The sequence below is a fragment of the Streptomyces sp. NBC_00247 genome, from assembly GCF_036188265.1.
In the GTDB taxonomy this organism is placed as follows: Bacteria; Actinomycetota; Actinomycetes; order Streptomycetales; family Streptomycetaceae; genus Streptomyces.
This window is the reverse complement of sequence record NZ_CP108093.1, coordinates 217,118-239,532: the sequence shown is the minus strand read 5'-3', so window position 1 is coordinate 239,532 and position 22,415 is coordinate 217,118. Positions and strand designations below refer to the sequence as shown.

Here is a 22,415-nt window from a genome sequence, read left to right as displayed (position 1 = left end):
CGCTATTCCGTGACGGTGTTACGTAACGATGATACTCAACGGAGGAGGCGGCCATGCCTCGCACCACTGACCCTGTCGGCGGCACACTCCCGCACCCCACGGTGCACCTTCTCGGGCGCGGCTACCAGCCGGTGCCGACCGAGACCGAACACACGGAACTGACGGTACGCGGCACGCTGCCGCCGCAGCTCGACGGAACATTCCTGCGGATCGGGCCCAACACCCGGGGCACCCACGACCCCGCCGTCGACCACGCCCTGGGGGGCGACGGCATGGTGCACGCGATCCGGCTGGGCGGCGGCCGCGCGCTGTCGTACCGCAACCGCTGGCTGCGGACCGACGCGATCAGCGGCGCGCTCAACGAGCTGCCCACTCCCGGGCCCCGCAACGGACCGGACGACAACGTCAACGCGAACCTGGTCCGGCACGCCGGCCGCACCCTGGCCGTGGCCGCCGCCACCGCCCTGCCGCTCGTCCTCGACTCCGGCCTCGCCACCCGCGCCCGCACCGACTTCGACGGCACCCTCCCCGGCGGCTTCTGCGCGCACCCCCTGACCGACCCGGTCACCGGCGAACTCCTCGCGGTCGCGACCGACCACGCGAGGGACGAGGCGGTCCTGCTCACCCTCGACGTCGCGGGCCGGGTCCGCGAAACGCTGCCGATCCCGGTCAAGGGCCGCCCCTGGATGCACTCTTTCTCCCTCACCGAACGCCACGCCGTCCTCTTCGACCTGCCGGTGACGCACGACCCCGCCGAGGCGCGGGCCGGCTCGCCCGTGCCCTACTCCTGGCAGCACGACCACGCTGCCCGGATCGGGATCGTGCCCCGCGACGGCACGGCCGCGGCCGCACTCTGGCTCGATGTCGCACCCTGCTTCGTCTTCCACCCGGTCAACTCCTACGAAGAGGGCGACGGCCGGATCACCGTGGACGTGATCCGCCACGAGCGGGCCTTCGACCGTGACCGGCTGCACGCCAGCGAGTCGGCGCCCGCCCTGTGGCGCTGGACCCTCGATCCGCTCGAGAACGTCGTGACGGAGCGGCAACTGGACAGCCGGGTACAGGAGTTCCCGCTGATCGACGAGCGGTACACGGGGCGGCGGTACCGGTACGCCTTCACCGTCGAACTCGACGCGGGCCAGGGCGCCGCACTCTGCGGCCCGGCACTGCTGCGGCACGACCTCACCACCGGTCGCTCGGACCGTCATGCGTTCGCCGGCGGACGGCTGACCGGCGAACCCGTCTTCCTGCCGCGCGAGGCACGGGCCGCGGAGGCCGACGGCTGGCTGCTGACCCTGGTGTACGACCCCGCCGCCGACCGCAGCGAACTGGTGGTTCTGGACACCGCCGAATTCACCGGGCCGCCCGTCGCCGTGGTCCCGCTGCCGGTCCGGGTGCCGCACGGCTTCCACGCGCAGTGGGTGCCGGGGGAGAGGTGAGCGGCGCGGGGACCACGAAGACCCCGCCAGGGACGGCCTCCCGGCGGTCGCCCACGCCCACCGGCAAGGACTCGGCGGAACCCGGCCCGGAAAACCACGGAGCCGCACTCGGCCGAGTGCGACTCCGTGGGGCCGGGTGTCAGTCCAGCGGACGGGCCAACGCCTCGTCGGCCTGCCCCGGCAGCGGCACGGTCGCCGCCGGAGCGTCCGCGCCGCGGGCACGCAGGCCGAACCAGACCAGGACCATGCTCGCCATGGTCACCACGACGTCCACGATCAGCGCGAGGTGGAGGCCGTCCAGTTCCACCGCCTGGGTGGCGGCGACCGAGCTCAGGATCGGGATGCCGATCGTGACGGCCACCTGCTGGGTCATCGCGGTCATGCCCGTTGCCAGGCCCTGCTCCTCGTTGGGCAGGCCGGAGGTTCCGGTCACCGTGTAGGCCACGATGGAGGTCACATGCCCGAAGAACCCGATGAACAGCGCGGGGATCAGGATCGCGAGCGCCGCCCGGTCGGTACCGAGGAAGATCAGCGGAATGATCGCCAGGCCCTGCACGGACATGCCCACGGCCAGTACCTTCCGGCTGCCGTGGCGTCCGATGGAGCGCCCGGCGATGACCCCGGCGACCACGGCCGCCAGGCCCGGGACGCCGAAGACCAGGCCGGTGGTCAGTGGCGAGTAGTGCAGGACGTTCTGGAGGTAGAGCGTCATCAGGAAGATCATGGCGGTCTCCATGGAGAAGACCACGAGCCCCGCGTAGTTGCCCCACTTCACCGTGGACCGCTTGAGGATGCGCACCGGGGCGAGCGGCGCGGGTGAACGGAGCTCGATCATCCAGAACGAGGCCAGCAGAGCCACGCCGATGATGCCCGAGTAGATGTTCGTCTCGATGACCGCGTAGATGACGGCCAGCAGACCGCCGGCCGCGGTCACCGCCCCGGGCACGTCCAGCTTCACCCGGTCGGGGACGCTGCTCTCCCTGATCAGCGAGGGGGTGAACGCCAGGATGACCACCGCCACCGGGACGTTGATGAAGAACGCGGCTCGCCAACTGAGCAGGCTGACGAGGACTCCGCCGACCAGCGCGCCGACCGTGAAGCCGCCGGAGAGCAGCGCACCGTTGAGGCCGAGGACCCGGTCTCGGTGCGCGCCTTCCGCGAAGGTGCTGGTGAGCAGGGACAGTGACGCGGGGATCGCCATCGCGGTGGCGAAGCCCTGCAGTGCGCGGGCGGTCAGCAGTACTTCGGGGTTCTGGGCGAATCCGCCGAGCAGCGAGGCTGCGCTGAGCAGCGCCAGCCCCGATATGAAGAGCCGGCGGCGGCCGAACAGGTCGCCCATCCGTCCGAAGAGGAGGGCGAAGCCCGCCGCGGGGAGGGCGTAGGCCGAGGTGACCCAGGGCAGCCCGGACAGCCCCAGCCCGACGCCCGCGCCGACCTCGGGCAGCGCGACGTTGAGGATCGAGAAGTCGACTGACAGCATGAATCCGGACCCGAGCAGGAGGAATAGGATCATCCGTTCCCTGCTGGTGAAACGTGGAGCTGAGCTCGCTTCGCTCTTACCTGCGTCGGTCGTCATGAGATGGTTCCCTCGATCGAGAGTCCGATTTCGTGAACAGTCACCGCGTCGGCCGACCGTGCCGCCCGGCGGCACGCGTCACCGAGCGCCGGACCGACGCCTGACCGGCCGTCAATCCGGTGCCTCGCCGGGGTGACCTGGAGCTGGGGGAGTGCTGGGGGCTGCCGCCCCGTTCCCGTCGTTCGCCCGGAGGGTGGGCCGTGCGAACGACGGGAACAGGACGACAGGGTCTACGGGGTGTCTTGCCGTTCCGCTGCCTCGGCGATGTGCTTGATCTTCGCCAGACGCCGATCCCAGTCGGCGGCGAGCATGGTCATCCACCGCGCCGTCGCGTCGAGGGTCGCCGGCTTCACCGCGTACCGCACCTCGCGTCCGACCCGGCTGCCGGAGACCAGTCCGGCGGCGTCCAGGACGGCGAGGTGTTTGGCCACCGCCTGTCGTGAAATCGGAAGACTCTCGGCAAGCGTCGTCGCCGTGGCCTCGCCCTGTGCGGCGAGCAGTTGCAACAGCTCGCGTCGTGTGTGGTCGGCCAGCGCGACCAGCACGCTGTCCACCACCCCGACGGAACCCTGGCGTTCGTCCGTCACACGGACGACGCCTCGACGCGCGTCTTGACCGCGTCGAGTACCTGGGGCCAGCCGCCGGCGTTGTCGCTGTGCGCCTTGGCGCGCAGATCCTCGGACCCGGCCAGCGCCGCGAACCCGCTCTCGACGACGCGCAGCCGCGTCTTGTCGCCCTCGGCGGTCAGCGTGAACTCCACCAGGGTGCTGTTGTTCTCGCTCAGCTCCTCGCCGGGGAACGCGCTGGCCCAGCGGTACGCGACGTAGGTCTGCGGCTGCACCTTCTCCACCCGCACGGGGAAGCTGCCGTACTCGGGGTTCTTGGCCACCGTCGATTCGCCCTCGACGGCCACGGTGCCGGACGCACTTGCCGGGTCGGCGACCCAGAACCCCGGCTCGGTCACCAGTGACCACACCCGGTCCACGGGGGCCGCGATCAGGGTTTCGCGTTCGATCAGCCGTTCCGTCATGAGGGACTCCTTCATTGGTGCTCTTGCCAGCAACCCGATGGTTGCACATCGGGTCGTCAGGCGCAATCGAAAGGTTGCGTTCAGCGGGAGGGGTGCGGTACTTCCGTGCGGGCGTCAGCTCTGGGCGCATGCGCTGTGGCGCTTCGGGACGGTGGCGTGTCGCGCAAGAGGTGGGTTGCTTAGGGGTGGGTCACGTGCAACACTTTGGTTGCGGAATTGAATCCGACGGACCAACCGCCGGGCAGGTCGGCCGGTCCTCCGCGACCGGGTCGGGCGTGCGGTCAGGGAGCCTGCGGCTTCCCGACCGGAGGGACCCTTACGGTCGAGGTCTCCGCGGCCGGTCGGTGCCATCGGGCGGTGGTCGTCGAGCGCGTCGCCGAGGCGGACGACTTCACACAGCACCGAGAGGCGTGGCGACAGCCGCTGCTGCGATCTCGGGCCACACATCAAGGAGATTCGACATGGCGACACTGAAGCCTGGAAGCATGCTGCTCGGCTCGACTCGTCCCGAGGAACTGCGGGCCTGGTACATCAAGGCGCTGGCTCCGGGGTTCACCGGCGACGGCCCGATCGACCTGGGCGGCTTCCACCTGGTCGTCTGCGAGCGCGACGACATCGACGCGAAGAACGACCAGCCGGGTCGCTCCATCGTCAACTTCCATGTCGACGACTTCGACGCGGTGGAGGCCCAGTTGACCGCTGCCGGCGCGGAGTGGGTCTCGATCGACGACCGCGAGCCGGGCAAGTTCGGCACGTTCTCCGACCCCGACGGGAATTACCTCCAGATCATCCAGTGGAAGTAGGACTCCCGAAGGGCTGTCCCGCAATTCGTGGTGGATCAGTGCGCGGCGTCAGATGCGGTGCATCGCAAGGCGGAGGGGCGTCCGCATACTGGATGTATGTGGACGTTCCGACAACGCGGCGAGGTGCCGTAGCTGTCGTCGCGCACCCGCCAGGAATTGCGGGACAGCCCTGAGGCGGGGTGTTCTCGCAGTCCCTCTTCCGGTCCGATGCGGACCGGAAGAGGGACTGCCTCTCCACGTGGGCCCGCCGCCCGGACCGTCCCAGGCGACACCGGACAGAGGGAAGCCCGCAACGGCCGTCATCGGGCCGCCGGAGAGCTTCCCGCGATGCGGCCGCTGCACACATGGGGGTAGAACGGCCGGCTGTTCGCGCTGTACCGGACCTCCCGCACGGGCAGCCGCCGGTACGGGTCTGCCGCTGGTCGATCCCGCTCATCGTGGTGTCCCCCAGGGCGTGTGTCGAAAGTCCCGCCCGTTGTGCTCCGCAGGGAAGCCCGCCGTCGCCGGCGGGCTTCCCTGTTTCCTCCGGGCGTCGGGCAGGGGTCAGAAGGTGCGCTCCGCCACCCGTACCCTCTCGACGTTCTCCAGTGCCGCTCGCAGCGCGGCGGCCGGCAGGGGAGCCCCGAGGGCTTCGGTCCGGTCCTCGAAGGCGGTGTTCTTGTCGGCCATGTAGAGCCAGGTGTACGCGGAGGTCTCCGGCTCGAAGCGCCAGCTGTCCGCCAGCGAGCCCGCGTCGACGGTGTCGAAGCCGAGCTTGTGGATCAGCGCCGATGCCCCGGTCTTCGTGGAGGCGTCGTTGCCGGCGACGGCCACGGCGCTGCGCTCCGGATGGCCGGAGGGACGGGCGAGCTGGGTGATGTGGTGGGCCAGGATGCCGCTGAACGCCTTGACCAGGTGGACCCCGTTGAAGTGCTGCTGGATCAGCTCGCTGGTGGTCAGCTTCTCCGAGTCCAGCTCCTCGATGCGGCCGTCGCGGATCGGGTAGTAGTTGCTGGTGTCCAGCAGGGTCCGTCCCCGCAGCGGTGCCACCGGGACGGACCGGTAGTCGGTGACCGGCAGGGCCATCACGACGATTTCGCCGGCCCGGGAGGCCTGTTCGACGGTACCGGCCGTGGCCAGCGGGCCCAGGTCCGCGACGAGGCCGGCGAGGCTCTCGGGGCCGCGGGAGTTGGACATCACGACCGGAATGCCGTTCTCGACGGCGAGCCGGGCGATCACCGTGCCCATGACTCCGCTGCCGATGATTCCAAGGGTGGACATGACGACTCCTCAGGATTTTTGGTGGACTCTCTCGTACCGGGGACGGCTCGGCACCGGTCAGATGTAGTAGGTGTTGGGCTCCAGGCCGCAGAGGATCCGGCCGTAGGTCTCGGCGTTGACATCCGGATTCATCATCGCGTGCAGGCCGAAGGTCTGGAGGTCGTTGGCTATGTGCTGCACCGGCACCTTGGTGTAGGCCGCGGAGCCGCCGCTGGACGAGGCGAGGATCTCCACCGCCTCCCGGGTCAGCCGCACCGCCGAGCCCTCGTCCGCTCGGCTGCGGCCGCGTTCCGCCATCTCCCAGGGCTCGGCCGAAGCGCACTTGGCGTCGAGCTGGGCGGCCAGCCGGGTCGCGTGGAACTTCGCCTCGTCGAGTTTCATCACCGCTTCGGCGACCCGCAGATGGGTCACCGGGGCCTCGCCCTGGCTCGGGTACTCGGTGTAGGTGATCTTGCGGCCGGGGAGCCGCTCGAAGAACAGGTCCCGTACCGCCTCGCCCATGCCGACGGCGACCCCGACCGTGGACGCCGCGCCCACCACGATCAGCGGAGCCCGGTACATCGGCGAGTCGGCGTTCAGCTTGGAGACCGACTGGCCACCGAGCACCATGGGCGCCGGCAGGATGCGTTCCTGCGGGATGAACAGGTCCTTCGCCGTCGTGGTGACGCTCCCGGTTCCGCGCAGGCCGCCGGTGTGCCAGTCGTCGACGATCTCCAGGTCCGACACCGGGACCGGGCCCATCACCGGGTACGGCTGCCCGTCCGGGTCCAGGAATATCGCCGCGACCTGCTGCCAGGTGCTGCTGAGGGCGCCGCTGATGAACGGCCACGAGCCGTTGACCAGGACGCCGCCGGGAACGGGGACGGCCGTCGCGGTCCCGGGCCCGATGGTGGCGCAGAGCCCTGTGCCGGACTCCGCGAACACCTCGTCCTGGACCTCGTCCGGGTACAGGCCCACGCCCCAGCCGGCGACCCAGGAGCTGGCCACCACCCATGCGGCGGACCCGTCGGCCTTGGCTATCTCCTCGGCCACCGCCACCATGGTCTGCGCGTCGCTCTCGTACCCGCCGTAGCGCAGCGGGATACGCATCCGGAAGACACCCGCGTCGCGCAGGGCCTCCACAGAGTCAGGGTGCAGCCGGCGGTTCTCCGTCGACCACGCGGTGTTGGCCCGCAGCACGGGCGCGATCGCGGAAACCTGCCGCACCAGCTGTTCCCGGGTCGGGATGACGGACGTTGACATGACTTCTCCTCAACGGACTTGTGGGATCAGGGTCAGACGAAGAACGCGTTGAACGCGTCGATGACGGCCTGCGGCGCCTCCTCGACGAAGTAGTGGCCCGCGTCCGGCACCAGCACGACCCGCACGTCGCTCCCCTGGGTGGGCAGCGTCGCCTCCATCTGCTTGGCGAACATGCCGTCGGCGAGGTTGGAGACCAGGCCGAGCATGGGCGCGGTCACCTGTCCGTAGGTTCCGAGGTCGGCGATGTCCTGGCCGAACGTCTGGTACCAGCCGTTGCCGCCGCGGATCCCGTCCGCCGTGTCGTAGGCCCGGGTGTAGACGGCCCGGTCCGCCGGGGTCACCGCGCCCGGGTCCAGCAGGAAGTTGTCGAAGACCCAGTCGATGAGGAAGTGGGCGCGCCCGGCCAGCAGTTGTTCGGGCAGGCCGACGACCTGGTTGAAGGCGAACCACCACGGGAAGAAGGGCAGACCCGGGGCCGGCAGCACGGGGATCTGGTACATCGACGCGTCCGGGTGGAGCACATCGAGCAGGGCGACCCTGCGGGTGGCTTCCGGGTGGTTGACCGCGAAGCTGAAGGCGACCTGTGCGCCGACGTCGTGGCCCGCGATGTCCACCTGGTCGTAGCCGAGGGCGCGGACGAATCCATGGACGACCCCGGCCATCGTCTTCTTGTCGTATCCGGTGGCGGGCTTGTCCGAGCCGCCCATGCCGGGGAGGTCGAGCACGATGACCCTGCGGCCGGCCGCGGCCAGGGCGGGCATCACCTTGTGGAATTCCCACCAGGTCTCCGGCCAGCCGGGCAGCAGGACCAGCGGAGTGCCCTCCCCGCCGGTGACGTAGTGGAGGCGGAGACCGTTCACGGTGGCGTATTCGCTGCTGAAGCCGCCGTCCAGGGAGCTCGCGAGTTCGGCATCGGTCGGGACGCCCGGGGCTTCCCCGCCGGTGTCCGGTGTGCTCGTACTGCTGATGTTCGTCGTCACTGTTCCCACTCCTCGTCGTCGTGGCCGAAACAGGTGTGCGAAGGACCGGCCCACGGGCTCGGTGCTGCTCAGTCATCATCGAAGATGGAAATCCCCCCGGCCTCTTCCTGCGTGCCCTCCCGCGTTCCCGGCTGGAAGGGACGTCGAGTTCGGGGCATGCGTGCTCAACGGCTCGGCAGGTCTGCTCTCGCCGCCCGCCGAGCCGTATCCGGGAGTCGCAACGACGTACGGGGCGGGGCCGACCAGCGGCCCCGCCCCGTACCCGTGACGCGGAACCGAGTCAGGGCAGCTTCTTCAGGCCGGCACCGGTCAGGAGGTAGCCGGGCGCGACCGCGTTCGCCTCCGTCCGGACCAGCTCGACCATCGCTGAGCCGGCGATCTCCGGGGTGAGCAGCGGACCCATCTGCTTCAGGTACTCCTCTTCCGACCGGCCGTCGCGAGCCGCGTACGCGCGGGCCGCCGACCTGCCCAGCTCGGTCACCGGGGTGATCCGGGGAAGCACCGCGGAGAACGTGATGTCCAGTCCGGCGCGCCTGGCCTCGTCCTGGGCGTATCCGGTGATGAAGCGCTGGGTGGCCTTGGCGCCGGCGTAGCCCCCGGAGAGCGGCGAACCCGCCATCGCGGCACCGCTGCTGATCACGATCACCCTGCTGCCGGGCCGCAGCGGAGTGAGCAGGGCCTCGCGCAGCCAGTGGAACGCGATCCTGACATCGGTCTGCCAGTTGACCGAGAAGGTCTCCCAGGTCTGGTGTTGCAGCGGACGCATGTGCGGGCTCGCGCCGGCCGCCAGGACGACGACCTCGGGCCGGTATCGGTCGAGGAGGCTGCCTACCAGTGTGGGGTCGCCGGCGTCGGCGAGTTCGTGAACGGTGCTGCCGGCGCCGCCGGCCGGCTCGGCGAACGGCGCCGCGGTGCGCGAGACGGAGACCACTCGGGAGCCGGCCTCGGCGAAGGCCCTGGCGATCCCGTGGCCCAAGCCGCGGCTCGCGCCGACGACGATGGTGGTCTTGCCGGACAGGTCACTCATGATGTCCTCCAGGTAGTGGGCGTGTCCGGTCGCGGACAGTCGAGAACTCCGGACCCGGGACCTGTCGCGGGGAGGCAGCAGGTCCCGGAGCCGGAGTCACGGGCCCTCCCGGCTGTCGCCGGGAGGGCCGGAATCGACGCTCTACGACTTGAAGCGCGTCCCGTTCCACCAGTTGTTGCCGGGCGCGGCTGCGTCCTCGCTGTCGTAGCTGTCCTTGTAGCGCCACCAGTCCCAGGGGTGCTCGAGCTCGTCCTCCTGCCGGCCCAGGGCGGTGATGTCCAGGTAGTTGTAGAAGTTCTTGAAGATGTCCCCGCCCCGGTCGAAGACCGAGTACGTGTGGAAGACGTCGTCGCCGTCACGGATGAACGCGCTCACCCCGGGCGACTCGCCCATCTCGGTGGCGGCCTCGTAGTCGTAGTTGAAGTCGTTGCCGAACGACGAGTACCAGGGGTAGTTCCAGCCCATCCGGGCCTTGAAGGGTTCGAGCTTCGCCAGCGGCGCCCGGGAGACGAGGGCGAAGCTGGTGTCCCGGGCCCACATGTGGGCGAGCTCGCCGACGCTGTCCGTCTGCATGGAGCAGCCGATGCAGCCCTCGTCGTCGTCCGGGCCGAACATGAAGTGCCGGACGATGAGCTGGCGGCGGCCCTCGAACAGGTCGAGCAGCGTCGCTGTGCCGTCCGGTCCTTCGAAGAGGTACTCCTTCTCCGCCTTGACCATCGGCAGCTTCCGGCGCTCCGCGGCGATCATGTCGCGGGCGTTGGTGACTTCCTTCTCCTTCTCCAGGAGCGCCCTGCGGGCCTCCAGCCACTCGGCTCGGGAAACTATCTTCGGAAAGTTCATCGGTTCTCCCTGGTGGTCTGCTTCAGAGTTGCGATTACTGGCCGGACTGCTCGCGGGCCAGAAGACTGCGGCGCTCGATCTTGCCGACCGGCGTGCGGGGGATCTGATCGAGGAACTCGATCCGCCGGATCTTCTTGTAGGGGGCGACCCGTTCGGCGACGAAGTCCATGATTTCCTTCGGCGTCACCGGCTCGCCGGTCACCACGAATCCCTTGGGGATCTCGCTGGCCTCCTCGTCGGGCACGCCGATCACCGCCGCGTCCGTCACCTTCGGGTGCGACATCAGGACCGCTTCGAGCTCGACCGGCGATACCTGCTGGCCCTTGTACTTGATGAGTTCCTTGATGCGGTCGACGAGGAAGAGCTCTCCGTTCTCGTCCACATGGCCGAGGTCGCCGGTGTGCAGGAAACCGTCCGGTTCTAGCACCTTGGCGGTGGCCTCCGGGGCGTTGAGGTAGCCCTTCATCACATGCGGGCCGCGGATGAGGACCTCGCCGTCCTGGTTGTGCCCGAGTTCGTCGCCGGTGGTGATGTCGACGATCTTGCACTCGATGTTGGGGGAGTTGGGGCCGACCGACCCAGGGGCCAGCGGGTCGGCGAGCTGCATGAAGGAGACCAGCGCCTCGGTGAGGCCGTATCCCTGGCCGATGCTCACCCCCAGGCGTCGCCGGCAGAGCTCGGCCGTCCCCGGGTCGAGCGCCGCGCCGCCGGAGACGATCGAGCGGAGCGAGGAGAGGTCGTACCGGTCCACCAGCGGGCTCTTCGCGAGGAGGACCGCGATGGTCGGCACGACGTAGAGGCGTGTGACGCGGTGGTCCTGGATCGCGTTGAGGTAGGCCTCGGGGTCGAAGCGCGGCATCGTCACGAGTGTCGCGCCCTGGAGCAGACTCGCGTTCATCGTCATGATCAGGCCGAACGCGTGGTGGAAGGGCGCGACGGCGAGCACCGTCTCGTGCTCGTCGAGAGGCGCGACCAGGCTGGTCTGGAGCACGTTGGCGATCATGTTCCGATGGGTCAGCAGCACCCCCTTGGGATAGCCGGTGCTGCCGCTGGAGTGGAGCACGGCCACCACGTCCTGCGCCGGGTCGACGGCCGGCTCGGGCGGCACACCGTCGGTGAGCAGCGCGGAGAACGACGTGGCGCCCTCCGCCTCACCGAACACGATGATCTCCTCGACCTTCGTCCGCGCGGTCAGCGCCGTGGCCTTGACCACCTCGGACGGCATGGTTACCAGCAGGCGCGCGTCGGTGTCGTTCAGGTGGGCGGTGAGGTCGTCCTCCGTGTCGAGGGGATTGAGCACCACCACCGTGCCGCCCGCCAGGGCGGCGGCGTGGAAGGCGATCGGGTACGCGGGCACGTTCGGCGCGAGGAGGGCCAACACGTCGCCCTTGCCGAAGCCGCGGGCCTGGAGCCCGGTGGCGGCGCGGCGCACCGCCGATGCGAGCAGGCCGTACGTGTGACCGTTCTCCCCGTCGACGTCGACCGTCGCCAGGCGGTGCGGGTACTGCTCCGCCTGGCGCAGTATGAAGGAGGTGAACGTGGTCTCGGGGACGTGGACGCGTGGACGTGGGCCGGTGAAAATCATGACGCGGCGTCCACCCGACTGTACGTGCTGAGGCCGGGCTGGTAGTCGCGCTTTTCGAACTGCTTGAGCGCCACGTTGATCCACTCGTTGCCGCTGAGACGGGAGAGCTCCCAGAGCTTCGCCTGGTCGTAGTCGATCGACGCCGGAAGGTCCATGGTCGTGGTGCGCTCATAGACCTGCTTCGCCAGTTCCAGTGTGATCGGGTTCTTGTTGATGATCCGTCCGACGATTCGGTCGGTCTCCGCGTCCAGTTGATCCGCCGGAACGGCCTTGTTCACCAGCCCGTAGGTCTCCGCCTGCCGCCCGGTGAGAGTGTCCCCGGTGAGGATGTAGTACAGCGCTTGCTTACGCGGCAGGTTGTGTGTGGCCGCCCAGGTGGCTCCACCCGCCGGGAAGATGCCGAAGTTGATTTCGGAGAGTCCGAACTTCGCCGTCTCCGACGTGATGGCCAGATCGCAGATCCCCGCGACCAGGAACCCGCCGCCGAAGGCGTACCCGTTCACCTTGGCGATGGTCACCGCGGGAAAGGCCTTCAGCCGCTTGAACCAATTGAGCGCCACCAGATTGGTCCGGTAGAACAACTGCGGGTCGTCGAAAGGCTGCAGGAAGCACTCTTCGAGGTCCATCCCGGAGCTGAAACTGTCACCGCTGCCGGTCACGACGACCGCCTTTACGGTTCCGGCTGCCTCGATCGCGTCCAGGGCCTCGTTCATATCCAGGTGCATCTGCGGATTCATCGCGTTCTTCTTGCCCGGCCGGTTCAGGTAGATCGTGGCCTTCGGTCCGTCGATCTCGACGTTCACCGTGTTCAGCGTGATCATTTTCTTGGCCTCTTCTCCAGACGAAGTGCGCACGCGCACTGCAACTCACCAATCCACCGTCCGTGGCTCCGGCCACAGATGTGAGCATCACATCTTCTGTATCGGGTCGACTTCTCCCAAGGTGCTTTGCCGTGAACCGGTGCGGAGCGCTCCGGGGCCGTGCCGGCGGCCAGGGCACCTGTCCGGGTCGCACGCGGGCGGAGGGCCTTGCCACCGGCGGGATCCGGGCGCGCCCTGCCGAGTCCCGAAGAGAGCAACGTGGAAGAGGCGAACCCGGCTGGCTGGCGGCAGTCTGTCGGGCGGGAGCCCCGTAGGCGGGCCGGTTCGCGATCGTGAGTGGCGGGAGGGCGCTGGTCCTGCTCGTGCCGGGGGAACCCAGGACGTGCTTCTTCGCCGGCCTCGGATTTCGGTCGCCGCCTCAGGGCGCTGCCGAACGCCGACAGCTGTATCTGCGATCTTTCCGCACAGTTGAGAGACACCAGGGAGGAACTTCGTATGGATCACTCCGGCATGCCGGGAATGGCACCCACCGTTTCGACGGTCGACACCGTGGGCGCTGTCCTCTTCATCGGCTGGGCCGTCGCGATGTGGGCCGCCGTCGCCGTGCTGGCGGTCGGGAACCGCAAGGCGGTGAAGCCGTGGGCGTACAAGCTCGCCGTAGTGCTCGTGGGCGTTGGCGTCGTGGGCCAGGTCGGCCACTTCCAGGAACATGTCGTGCAGGCGGGCTACTGGATCGCCCATCCCTACGACCCGGCGTGGATGACTCCGTGGGCTGACAGCTTTGCCCGTGGGATGGGTCAGGTCGACGCCGGCAAGCCCACCCTCGGGATGGAGATCCTGCACTTGGTCGGCAACTTCATCTTCCTTGCCGGACTGGTCGGCATCGTGCAGATCACGCACCGGGTCGCCGGGCAGCTGAAGGCGCGCAAGTGGGCCAGGATGGGCGTCTGGATGCAGGGCATCCACGGCATCGAGCACATCGTGCTGACGGCTTCGGTGGCGCTGGGCGCGAGCCGGGCCATCGGCCTGTCCACCTGGTTCGGTGCCATCGAACCGGGCCCGGCACTGGTGACGTACCGGGTCTGGTGGCACTTCGTGGCCAATGCGGTGGGCACGGTCATCCTCGGCATCGCCGTCTACCACCTCTGGAAGGAGAAGCGGGTGGTCAAGGAGAGTTTCGGCCTCCTGGGAGACGTGGAAACGGCGGCTGCCCCGGCCGGCTCCGAGGTGGGTTCCGCGAGTGCACTCGGACCTGTGGGGCGCCGCTGAGGGGCGGTGGCTCCCGGGCCCGGTCACCGGTCGGAGCGTGCGACCGGGCCTGTTCGATGCAGAGCCCTTCGCGGCGCGATTCGGCACGGCCCGGATAGGGGCTTTTCCGCGATTCCTGGCGGGTGCGCGGGGAGGGCGATGAGCATGCAGGGGACAAATAGGGCGCCCGTGTCGGCGAGTTGAGACTTCGAACGTCTCCTCGACGCACGGGCGCCTCGTGCGTCGCGTCTCCGGCGCCGATACCTGTTCGGTGGCCACCGCGAATCGCTCACTGACCCTCTTCAGTCCTGAACAGTCACAGGTCAGCAGCGTGTGGACGGCTTGGACGACGGTGCCGACGCGGCGGTGGAACAGCTGGCTCACGCTGAAGCGCTCGAACCACCGGGCTGCGGCTTTCACGGGCCAGGACCCGGATCGCGCCCATGAGTGCACCTCTTTCATCCTGTTCCGCAGGAGTGAAATGCGCCGGGCAGGTGTGGTGACGCGGCAGGGCCCCTCGACGTCGGCGTGGTGATTCCACTCATCACACCGGCGGCCTGAGGGGCCCTGCTGGTTCCGTATCGAGCCGTGCTCGACGTCCCGCACGAGCTCGTCGAGCATGTTTCCCGGCTGCTGTACGAGCACCGCCTGAGGATCAAGTCCCGCTGACGCAGGCTCGGTTGTCTCAAGCAGGCGTTGCACACTCCTTGCCCACCTGCGCGAGAAGGAGACCGAGCGTGGGCAGGGGCCGTGGAAGTCGTGGCTGTGTCGAACAGCGGCGGGAACAGGCCACCGCACCGGACTTGAGGAAGTACCTTCGCCATGGCCACGACGATGAGGTGGTGCTCGGAGTCGGGAGCGTAGACGCGTCCCGGGTTCTGCCGGGCCGCCTCGAACTCCCGCGATCGGCCCCCGGCTCCACCAGCGGGCAGGGCGGACCGTTCTCACCGGCGAGACGAGCTGATCGCGTGAGTACGTGCCGAGGCTGCCCCCACGTCCTGTCTGGAGCCGGCGAAAGCGATCCTCGTTGATCAAGGTTGTCGAAGCCTCTGATCACGAACAGGGGGCGCTGGCATGTCGTCCTCCCTGACCGGCGTCCTGCGGCGCCACCATCGCCACCAAGTGCAACGAAATCCCCGCCTCCGCTCCGCTGCCGGACCGGCTCGATCTGTCCGGCCACGCCGAGCGGATCACCGCCGGCGGCGCCCACGGCATCCTGGTCGTGAAGGGCGACCAGAAGAACCTCCGCAGCCAACTGCGGCGCCTGCCCTGGCGCGAGGTCCCGCTCCGACACCGCACCCGTGACCGGGCGCACGGACGCCGTGAGATCCGCCGTCCGTAGGTCTGCACGGTCCAGCCGGGTCCGTTCTTCCCTCATGCCGTCCAGACCATCGGGATCAAGCGCCGCCGCACCGACCGCACATCCGGGAAGACGACCATCAAGACCATCTACGCGGTCATCAGCCTCACCCCCGAGCAGGTCCCCCGGCCAGGTTCGCGGAGCTGATCCGCGGGCACTGGCAGGCCGAGACCCGCACCACGTACGAGACGTGACCTTCGCCGAAGACGCCTCGCGCATCCGCACCGGCACCGCACCCCCGGGCCAGTGTGACCCTCCGCGACCTCGTCATCGGTCTCATCCGCCTGGCCGGACGGACCAACGTCGCCGACGCCACCGGCCACTACCGGCCACTACCGGTCACGCAGTCCAGCTGCTCGATACCTGAGGACGCGTCAGCCCTGCACCAGCAGGTGAAGCCGGTGAAACCCGTCCGGGGTCGGAGATTTATCCGCACAGCGCTTACGCCGTCGACGGAAGCGGTACCGTAAACGCGATTTTCGGCCACCTTCTCTCGGCATCCGTCTCAAACCGCAATTTTGAAGATGCGAACGGTTTCGAACAGCTAAACGATATTCCTGCGCCATACCCGGCCGCCACGGCATCGGCCGGATTCGACACGTTCGGGAAGGTGTACCGCCACATGAGGGAGCCACCGCGCGACCGGTGCAGAACGACCAGGCACTCCAAGACGAACCCGCCGACCCGAAAGGTAACTCGCTGTAACGAATGCGCCGGTGAGCCGGGACGTACTGCGACCGCTCACCGGAACAATTCCGATCGGGGTTCCCAAGGTCCCGACAGGCGATTGGTATTTCCGTGCACATGCACATGCATTCTCAGCATCCAAAGCCGGGGGATACGGATGGCCGCAGAGGCAGCGATCGAGCGCAGTATTAAAGCTATGTGGAATCACCACGCCGACCCGCTTTCCCTGGGACAACTGGCGGAAACTGCCTTTTACAGCAAGTTCCACTATTCACGGATGTTCAACGAGGTGACCGGGACGTCGCCGGGCCGGTTCCTCGCCGCGATCAGACTGTTCATGGCCAAGCGGCACCTGCTGGAGACCGCGGCCAGCGTCTCGGACATCACCCACCGGGTGGGCTACAACAGCCTGGGCACGTTCACCAGCCGCTTCACCCGCAGCGTCGGCATCGCGCCGACCAGGTACCGGTTCCTGGCCCGCTGCGGCATGCCACCGCTCACCCTGCCGGCCGCCCAGGCCGGCCACGGGTTGTCCACTGTGGCCGGACGACTGCACTTCCCGGCGGACGTCGGCCCGGTCCGGGTCTATGTGGGTGCGTTCAGCACCCCGATCATGGAGGGACTGCCGCGCTCCTGCGACATCTTGGACGAGTTCCGCCCGTTCCGCCTGAACGTCCCCGACGGGCTGTGGTTCATCCGGGCGGCGGCCGTGATGCTGCACGACGACGCGTCCGGTCCGCAGGTCCGCCTACCGAGGCTGATCGGCTCGGGGTGGGCGGTCCGCGCCCGCGGAGGACGCATGTACAACGCCGATGTGCAATTGAGGGCGGCCACCAAGCTCGACCTGCCGATTCTGCTCGCTCTACCGGAACTGGACGGCCTGTACCACCGGCCGCTGCACGCCGCCCCGTCCGGTGAGGCCGGGGTCGCCGCCAGCGGCCGCGGGCGGGCTCCCTGTGCGGGCGACTGGCAGGCGGATCCGTGGGGCCCGGCCGGAGCGCACCGGCTGAGAGCCGTGCAGGAGGGCTCACCATAGGCGCAACCTGCGCCCGGCCCCTGAGAAACGGGCACGACGGATGTGAGCCGGCCGGGCGGCCCGGGGCCCGGCCGAGCGGTCCGGCGAGGAAGCGACGGCCTCGCCGGACCAGTTGCCGCCGCACGGACCCCGCCGTCCGCGCAGCCGGCTCCCGGCGCGGTCCGGTCGCAGCGGCCACCGCCGTACCGGGTGCTCGCCCTGCCAGGGCTACGACCGGAGGATCACCTGCTGGAGTTCGGCTGTGCACATCATGTAGCCGTCCGGGGTCGGCAACTGCTCCAGGTAGTGGCCGAGGTCCGCCCCCAGCGCGAACACCCTCACCGGGGTGCCCGTGGCGCGCGCCGACTCCACCACCCTTCTTATGCCGTCGATGACGGCCGGGTGCCGGGTCTGATAGGACCCGGCCACCAGGTGGTTGCCCCGGTCCGCCGCGAGGTAGAACTGCACCAGGTCCTTCGTGCCGACGAACAGCTCGCTGGCCCCCTCGGCACAGATCGCCGCGGTGGCGTGCACCGCCGCGGGCGTCTCGATGAACGCGGACACCGGCACGTCGGGCGGCAGCTCCAGGTGCCTGCACAGCGTGGCGAACTCCTCCGCGTCGTTGACGAAGGGAACCGAGAGGTGCACCCGGCCCGCTTCGTCACCGAGCCGCATGCGCAGGGATGCGAGGACCGCGTGCAGCGCGTCCCGGTACGCGTTCGACGCCAGCAGCCAGCGGGCGCCGTGCAGGCCCAGTTCGGGGTTCGGTTCGACCGCGACCCGGGTCAGCTCGGTGACCCGGGCAGCGTGGTCCGAGCGGAGGTCGAGCAGTCGCAGGACGAGCCGCTGCTCGGGCAGGAGAGCCTCGACGAACGCGCACAGCCGGTCCGCGACGGCCTGACCGTAGGCTGTGATGTCGGCCGGGCTGCCGCCCACCGAGTCGAGTGGACGCAGGCCTGCCGCCAGGCAGAGGAACTCCTCCCGGATGAAGAAGGAGTCGACCCGCTTCGCGTCCGGACCGCACGCGTTGATCGTGGTGATGTCCTGCAGGTCCGCGATGACCGCGCAGGCCGAGCCCAGATCGTCCGGCGACGGTTCCCCCGCTGTCGGGCTCGCGGCCCGGGAGACCGTGGCGGACTCGACGACGATCGACTGGCTTTCCAGATGCAGTGTCACCTCGCCGGTGACGCCCGCCAGATCGCTCTCGTCGACACGGAGCACGGGGATACCCCTGCCGCGGCAGATGGACTGCATGTGCCCGGTCAGCCCGCCCGCGCCGCAGACGACCGCACGTGAGGCCACCATCGCGTCGTAGAGGCCCGCTTCGAGGGAACTGGCGACGAGGATGGACCCCTGAAGTGGACTCCTTGTGCGGTTACAAGTGCCTCGCAACACTTTCTCTGTTCCGTCGCTCAACAGGAACCCTTGAATTCGTCGCCCGCTCAACTGGTCCTCCACGTCCTAGGAGTTCGCTATCCCGAGTTGTCTGCGCAGTTGCTTCGGCGTAACTGAGATGTCGGTGAGCCGTTCAACGGCTGCCCGGTTGACGACAGTCCTCATCAGACGGTCGCGCAGGGACGCGTCCGTCGAAAGACCTGGCAGCATTTCTTCCGCGGTCCGAATGCGCGAATCCAAACGGGAATCGATGATTTCCCGCTCGCTTCGGGTACGTGCGGCCAGCCTCCTCACCTCCAGAGTCACAGCTTCCTCGAATTCGACCCGGTCCACTTCCTTGATATTGCTGGAACGGGCATAGTATTCGGCCAAGCTCTCGGCCAAAACATCTCCGCCCGGTTCCAGCGTCTCGATGACACAGGCGGCAACCGCGATCGAGTGGTTCTTGATGGCCGCGAGGTTGAAGGTGAACGCACCGGTCCGGCCGTTCCGGACGATCTCGTCGCCTTCTCTCAGCACGCCGACCGCGTAGATGGGGCCGACCGCCTGCCCGCCGGGGCCGAGCAGCGCCCCCCGCCCGTCGACCTCCAGACCGCGCCCGGTGCGCTCGTGAGGGACCGCCATGCCCCGGCGCAGGAGGTTCTTCCACAGTGGCCGGCCAACCCTGCCGTAGTCCGACTCCCTGCCGAAGTTGGAAATCACCAGGTCGGTCTCGATGGACCGCATCCCGTTCCTGGCGTCGACGGAGACGGCCAGCCGCCCGGACTCCGTCGGCTTGATTCCGGCCACCTTGCCGACCACCAGCTGCACCGTCCCGTCCGCCGGGTGCATAGCGCGCTCGATGACCTCCATCGTGTACTCCACCGCACCCACCCGGAAGGCAGCGATGGCGGTACCGAACTCGTCCAGCAGCCCCCGCAGTTCCGCGGAGGGAATCAGCTCGATGGCCTTCGGCAGATGCGGCTCCCACGCCTTGGCCACCCGCTCCGCGACCACGGTCGGATGGATGCCGGGGTGCTCGCGGACGACCGTCGAGCACGCGGCCTCCCACGCGCCGCGGACTCGGGCCAGGAACTCCTCACGATCGAGGTACGGCTCCAGCAGTGCCCTCGGGCAGGGCAGCCGCACCACCTCGTGTTCATGGCCGGCGGGGTACGTACGGAACACCGTCCCCGTCCTGGAGACCAGATGGATCTTCCCCGTGTGTCCCTGGCGCAACAGCAGGCCCGCCGAGTCGTACGCGCTCAGCACTGATCCGACGATTGCGACGGTCGCCCCGGACGGCAGCGTCATCAGTTTCCGGACGCCGGCCTCGGAGTACGGGTTGCGCACGAAGGACTCGTGGTCGAGCACCTCCGCGGCGAACGGCGGCTCCCTGAGCTCCAGGCCGGTCGCGAGGATGACGCGGTCCGCGAAGAGCACTGTCGTCTCCTGGCCCTGCCCGCCTCCGGAACCCTTGTCCGCGCCGTGCAGGGAGAAGTGTCGTACCGTCACACCGACACCGGTCGAACCGACTTCCATGTCGACGGCCTCGCCGTCCGCCTCGACGAGCACGACGCCGGGACAGGCTTCCCGCCTGGCTTCGGCCAGCCGGTCGATCAGATAGTCCTGGAAGATCCGCCGGGGCGCCGGTCCCTCCTCGGTGAACGTCGTCCCGGCCCACGGGGCAGGCCAGTCCCCGCGGTGCGCCTCGGAGTTGGCCCAGCGGATGAAGTCGTGGACGTCTTCACGGAAGGCCGACATCCGGCCCGCCTGGATGTTGAACACATGGCCCCAGGGGTTGCCGTCGCGGTGGTAGGCGACACCTGCGCACCGGTAGTCGGAACGCCGCTCGAGCAGAACGATTTCCAGGGGGCTGCGCGCGAAACGGAGCAACCGCATGGCGGTGGCGGCGCCGGCCAGGCCCGATCCGACAATGAGCACTTTTGGGCATAAGCCTGTTCGAAGTATGGTAAAACCTCCCCGAAGAGGATGGGACTGCGGCTCTGCCGCACCAGCCTCGGGCTTTCACGAGGCCAGCTGTGCGGCAGTCGGGCAGAAGAGAAGAAAGTGCCTTGACCGGCAAGAACGAGACGTGGTGAGGCCCTTGTTCCTGCCAGGGTCCGAGGCGCTTCCGGAGTGAAGTACTCTATCTGGCCCCCTCGCCTTTCGTATGAAGACCGTTATTGGTCCAGCACCGGGTTTCGAGGGCGCTTCGCCCGGTCCGGGTCAACTCCGCGTCGAGCGAGCCGCACCCCCGTCAGCGCACCGTTCTCGATCCGTACGTGGACGAGTTCTCGTCGCAGGGGATCGCCGACAAGCCGGCTATCTCCGTCAGGACGGTGCGGGTCCACCTGTTCAAGGCGCGAGGGAGCCTGAGAGGGATCTGCGGGCAGACAGGGACGCGGGACGGTCGCCGCCGGCTCCTGCCGGCAGCCGTCTGCCCGGCCCCCGGTCCTGCCGCTGTACATGGACGAGGGCGGAGAGGGGGAGGGCATTGACCCCCGATGGTGAACACCCGAGGCACTGAGCCTCTTTCGTCCTGAATGGTCGCAGGTCAGCAGTGTGTGGACGGCTTGGACGAGGGTGCCGACGCGGCGGGTGGAACGGCCCTCGACACATTTCCCGGGGTCGCGGCGGGCCCGGGTGGGTTTCCGAGCGGTCCGGCGGTCCGTTCCGGGGCCGCGCCGACGCGTGCGTGGCCCTGGTCGCCGCCGGTGTCCAGGACCCGCCTGCTCCTCACGGTGCGGTCAGCGCTTGCTCCACTTCTGGTTCGGGTGGCCGTTGCAGGTCCACAGCTGTAGCCGGGTGCCGTTGGCGGTCGCGGTGTCCTTGACGTCGACGCACTTGCCGATCGTCGTGTTGACGAGGTCGTGCGACGCGTTGACCTTGAACTTCTGGGCCCAGCCGCCGTTGCACTTGGCCAGCTGGATCTGGGCGCCGTCGTTCGTCGACGCCCACGCGATGTCCATGCACAGCCCCATGGAACGTGCGGTCCCGTCGGACCGGAAGTCCCACTTCTGCCAGTTCTTCCCCGTGCAGTCGTAGATCTCCAGGGGGGCACCGTCCGTCCCCTTGTCGCCCACGATGTCGACGCACCGGCCACTCGCGTGGCTGTAGACCGTCACACCCGCCGCGACCGCTGCGACCGCCGCAACCGGCTTGGTCGTCTTGGTCGGCGTGGTGGTGACGGTGCCGGACTTCGACGTGCCGCCACCGCCGGAAGTCGACGAGGACGAGTCGGACGAAGAGGACTTGGACGAGTTCGACGAGGTACCGTCCTTCGCCGCGCCGCCGCTGTTCGAGGAGGTCCCGCCCGAGCCTGGGCCGTCCTTCGTCGATCCGCTGCCGCCCGACCCCCCGGACGCGGCGGAGTTCCTCGGGTCCGACGGGTTGCCGCGCGGCGCGTTCGCCTCGGGGGAGCCCGACGTGCGCTTGCCCGCCACGGGCGCGGCCGAATCGAAGGCCCCCGGTGCGTCCTCGAAGGGGTCCGTCAGGACGGTGTCCGCGGCATCGCCGGAACCTGCTGTCCTGATGCCGTCGTTGTCGTCGTTCCGCGCGTGGATCAGGAAGGGGACGGACACCAGCAGCGCGCCCGCTATCGCGGCGGCGGCCAGGATGGTGCGCGGCGGCCGGCCGGGCTGCCCCGCCCGTGCGGCGCCCGCGTCGGAGCCGTTCCCGGCGGTGAGGGTGACCGCCTCGGCGTCGCCCTCCGGGGCGGCGTCGGCGGACGCGCCCTCGGCCGTGGCGGGGGCGGACCCGCCGTCGGCTTGCGCGGCAGCCGAGACGTCTTCGGCCTGTGTGTCGGAGGACCCGCCGTCGGCCTGCGTGGCAGCGGAGGCGCCCTCTGCTTGCGCGGCGGTGGACCCGTCTTCGGCTTGCGCGGTGGTGGCGGACGAGGAGGTCGTCGCAGTGGACGTGCCGGTGTCCGGCTCGGCGGCGGCCCCGGGCTCAGGGGCGCCCTTCGCGGAGCCGGAGGCCGGCGCTGCTCCCGTGTCCGCGGTCCCGTCCGGGGCGGCTGCGGCCGCAGCCGTCTCGCCTTCGGAACCCTGCGGGGACCCGGCAGTGTGCGGTGCGGTGCTCAAGACGTCCTCCTGGCGAAGCGGCTGTGGGGCGGGTTCCATCGGT

Annotated in this window: 17 protein-coding genes and 1 pseudogene; 5 read left to right on the top strand and 13 right to left on the bottom strand. The window is 69.1% G+C overall.

Annotated features, from left to right (window positions below; all coding sequences use genetic code 11):
• Positions 1–53 precede the first annotated feature (53 nt).
• Entirely contained in the window at positions 54–1,439 is a 1,386-nt protein-coding gene (locus OHT52_RS00800; RefSeq protein WP_328718124.1) for a carotenoid oxygenase family protein, read from the top strand.
• A 139-nt stretch (positions 1,440–1,578) separates the two neighbouring features.
• Here the strand turns inward: OHT52_RS00800 and OHT52_RS00795 are convergent, their stop codons facing one another.
• The 3 genes from OHT52_RS00795 to OHT52_RS00785 all read right to left on the bottom strand — a co-directional run bounded on the left by OHT52_RS00795 (position 1,579) and on the right by OHT52_RS00785 (position 4,045).
• A complete protein-coding gene (locus OHT52_RS00795) occupies positions 1,579–2,952 on the bottom strand; it encodes an MFS transporter (protein ID WP_328718123.1) in 1,374 nt (457 codons plus the stop codon).
• Between the two features lie 293 nt (positions 2,953–3,245).
• Positions 3,246–3,602, bottom strand: coding sequence for an ArsR/SmtB family transcription factor (locus tag OHT52_RS00790; RefSeq protein ID WP_328718122.1), 357 nt, complete (start codon positions 3,600–3,602; stop codon positions 3,246–3,248).
• Positions 3,599–4,045: an SRPBCC domain-containing protein gene (locus OHT52_RS00785; RefSeq protein WP_328718121.1), complete on the bottom strand. Its 447-nt coding sequence runs from the start codon at positions 4,043–4,045 to the stop codon at positions 3,599–3,601. Before OHT52_RS00785 ends, OHT52_RS00790 begins: the two co-directional genes overlap by 4 nt.
• A gap of 461 nt (positions 4,046–4,506) precedes the next feature.
• Between OHT52_RS00785 and OHT52_RS00780 the strand changes: the two genes are divergently transcribed.
• A complete protein-coding gene (locus tag OHT52_RS00780; RefSeq protein WP_328718120.1) occupies positions 4,507–4,848 on the top strand; it encodes a VOC family protein in 342 nt (113 codons plus the stop codon).
• Between the two features lie 543 nt (positions 4,849–5,391).
• On the opposite strand, the gene OHT52_RS00775 is transcribed toward OHT52_RS00780, so the two are convergent.
• The 7 genes from OHT52_RS00775 to OHT52_RS00745 all read right to left on the bottom strand — a co-directional run bounded on the left by OHT52_RS00775 (position 5,392) and on the right by OHT52_RS00745 (position 12,603).
• Positions 5,392–6,108, bottom strand: a complete 717-nt coding sequence (locus OHT52_RS00775) for an NADPH-dependent F420 reductase (protein ID WP_328718119.1) — start codon at positions 6,106–6,108, stop codon at positions 5,392–5,394.
• 57 nt (positions 6,109–6,165) lie between these two features.
• A complete protein-coding gene (locus OHT52_RS00770) occupies positions 6,166–7,350 on the bottom strand; it encodes an acyl-CoA dehydrogenase family protein (protein ID WP_328718118.1) in 1,185 nt (394 codons plus the stop codon).
• Positions 7,351–7,382: 32 nt separating this feature from the next.
• Entirely contained in the window at positions 7,383–8,330 is a 948-nt protein-coding gene (locus tag OHT52_RS00765; protein WP_328718117.1) for an alpha/beta fold hydrolase, read from the bottom strand.
• Positions 8,331–8,610: 280 nt separating this feature from the next.
• The gene (locus OHT52_RS00760) at positions 8,611–9,357 is read right to left on the bottom strand and encodes an SDR family NAD(P)-dependent oxidoreductase (protein WP_328718116.1); all 747 of its coding nucleotides are present in this window, start codon (positions 9,355–9,357) and stop codon (positions 8,611–8,613) included.
• A 141-nt stretch (positions 9,358–9,498) separates the two neighbouring features.
• Positions 9,499–10,197 carry a DUF899 domain-containing protein gene (locus tag OHT52_RS00755; protein WP_328718115.1) on the bottom strand — a complete coding sequence of 233 codons (699 nt, stop codon included), beginning with the start codon at positions 10,195–10,197 and terminating at the stop codon, positions 9,499–9,501.
• A 34-nt stretch (positions 10,198–10,231) separates the two neighbouring features.
• Positions 10,232–11,782, bottom strand: coding sequence for an AMP-binding protein (locus OHT52_RS00750; protein ID WP_328718113.1), 1,551 nt, complete (start codon positions 11,780–11,782; stop codon positions 10,232–10,234).
• Entirely contained in the window at positions 11,779–12,603 is an 825-nt protein-coding gene (locus tag OHT52_RS00745; protein WP_328718112.1) for a p-hydroxycinnamoyl CoA hydratase/lyase, read from the bottom strand. The genes OHT52_RS00750 and OHT52_RS00745 overlap by 4 nt, the downstream gene beginning before the upstream one ends.
• 495 nt (positions 12,604–13,098) lie before the next feature.
• On the opposite strand from OHT52_RS00745, the gene OHT52_RS00740 reads away from it, so the two are divergent.
• The 3 genes and pseudogenes from OHT52_RS00740 (at position 13,099) to OHT52_RS00730 (ending at position 16,934) form a co-directional block, all read left to right on the top strand.
• The gene (locus OHT52_RS00740; protein WP_328718111.1) at positions 13,099–13,872 is read left to right on the top strand and encodes a DUF6008 family protein; all 774 of its coding nucleotides are present in this window, start codon (positions 13,099–13,101) and stop codon (positions 13,870–13,872) included.
• A 546-nt stretch (positions 13,873–14,418) separates the two neighbouring features.
• Positions 14,419–14,584, top strand: a pseudogene (locus OHT52_RS00735) (IS5/IS1182 family transposase); the annotation flags it as partial.
• 1,471 nt (positions 14,585–16,055) lie between these two features.
• A complete protein-coding gene (locus tag OHT52_RS00730; protein ID WP_328718110.1) occupies positions 16,056–16,934 on the top strand; it encodes a helix-turn-helix transcriptional regulator in 879 nt (292 codons plus the stop codon).
• Positions 16,935–17,141: 207 nt separating this feature from the next.
• Here OHT52_RS00730 and OHT52_RS00725 read toward each other — a convergent pair whose 3' ends face one another.
• The 3 genes from OHT52_RS00725 to OHT52_RS00715 all read right to left on the bottom strand — a co-directional run bounded on the left by OHT52_RS00725 (position 17,142) and on the right by OHT52_RS00715 (position 22,372).
• Positions 17,142–18,308, bottom strand: coding sequence for a putative PEP-binding protein (locus OHT52_RS00725; protein ID WP_443046442.1), 1,167 nt, complete (start codon positions 18,306–18,308; stop codon positions 17,142–17,144).
• A 66-nt stretch (positions 18,309–18,374) separates the two neighbouring features.
• Positions 18,375–20,258, bottom strand: a complete 1,884-nt coding sequence (locus tag OHT52_RS00720; protein WP_328723573.1) for an FAD/NAD(P)-binding protein — start codon at positions 20,256–20,258, stop codon at positions 18,375–18,377.
• Positions 20,259–21,037: 779 nt separating this feature from the next.
• Positions 21,038–22,372: a ricin-type beta-trefoil lectin domain protein gene (locus OHT52_RS00715; RefSeq protein WP_328718109.1), complete on the bottom strand. Its 1,335-nt coding sequence runs from the start codon at positions 22,370–22,372 to the stop codon at positions 21,038–21,040.
• Between the last annotated feature and the right edge of the window lie 43 nt (positions 22,373–22,415).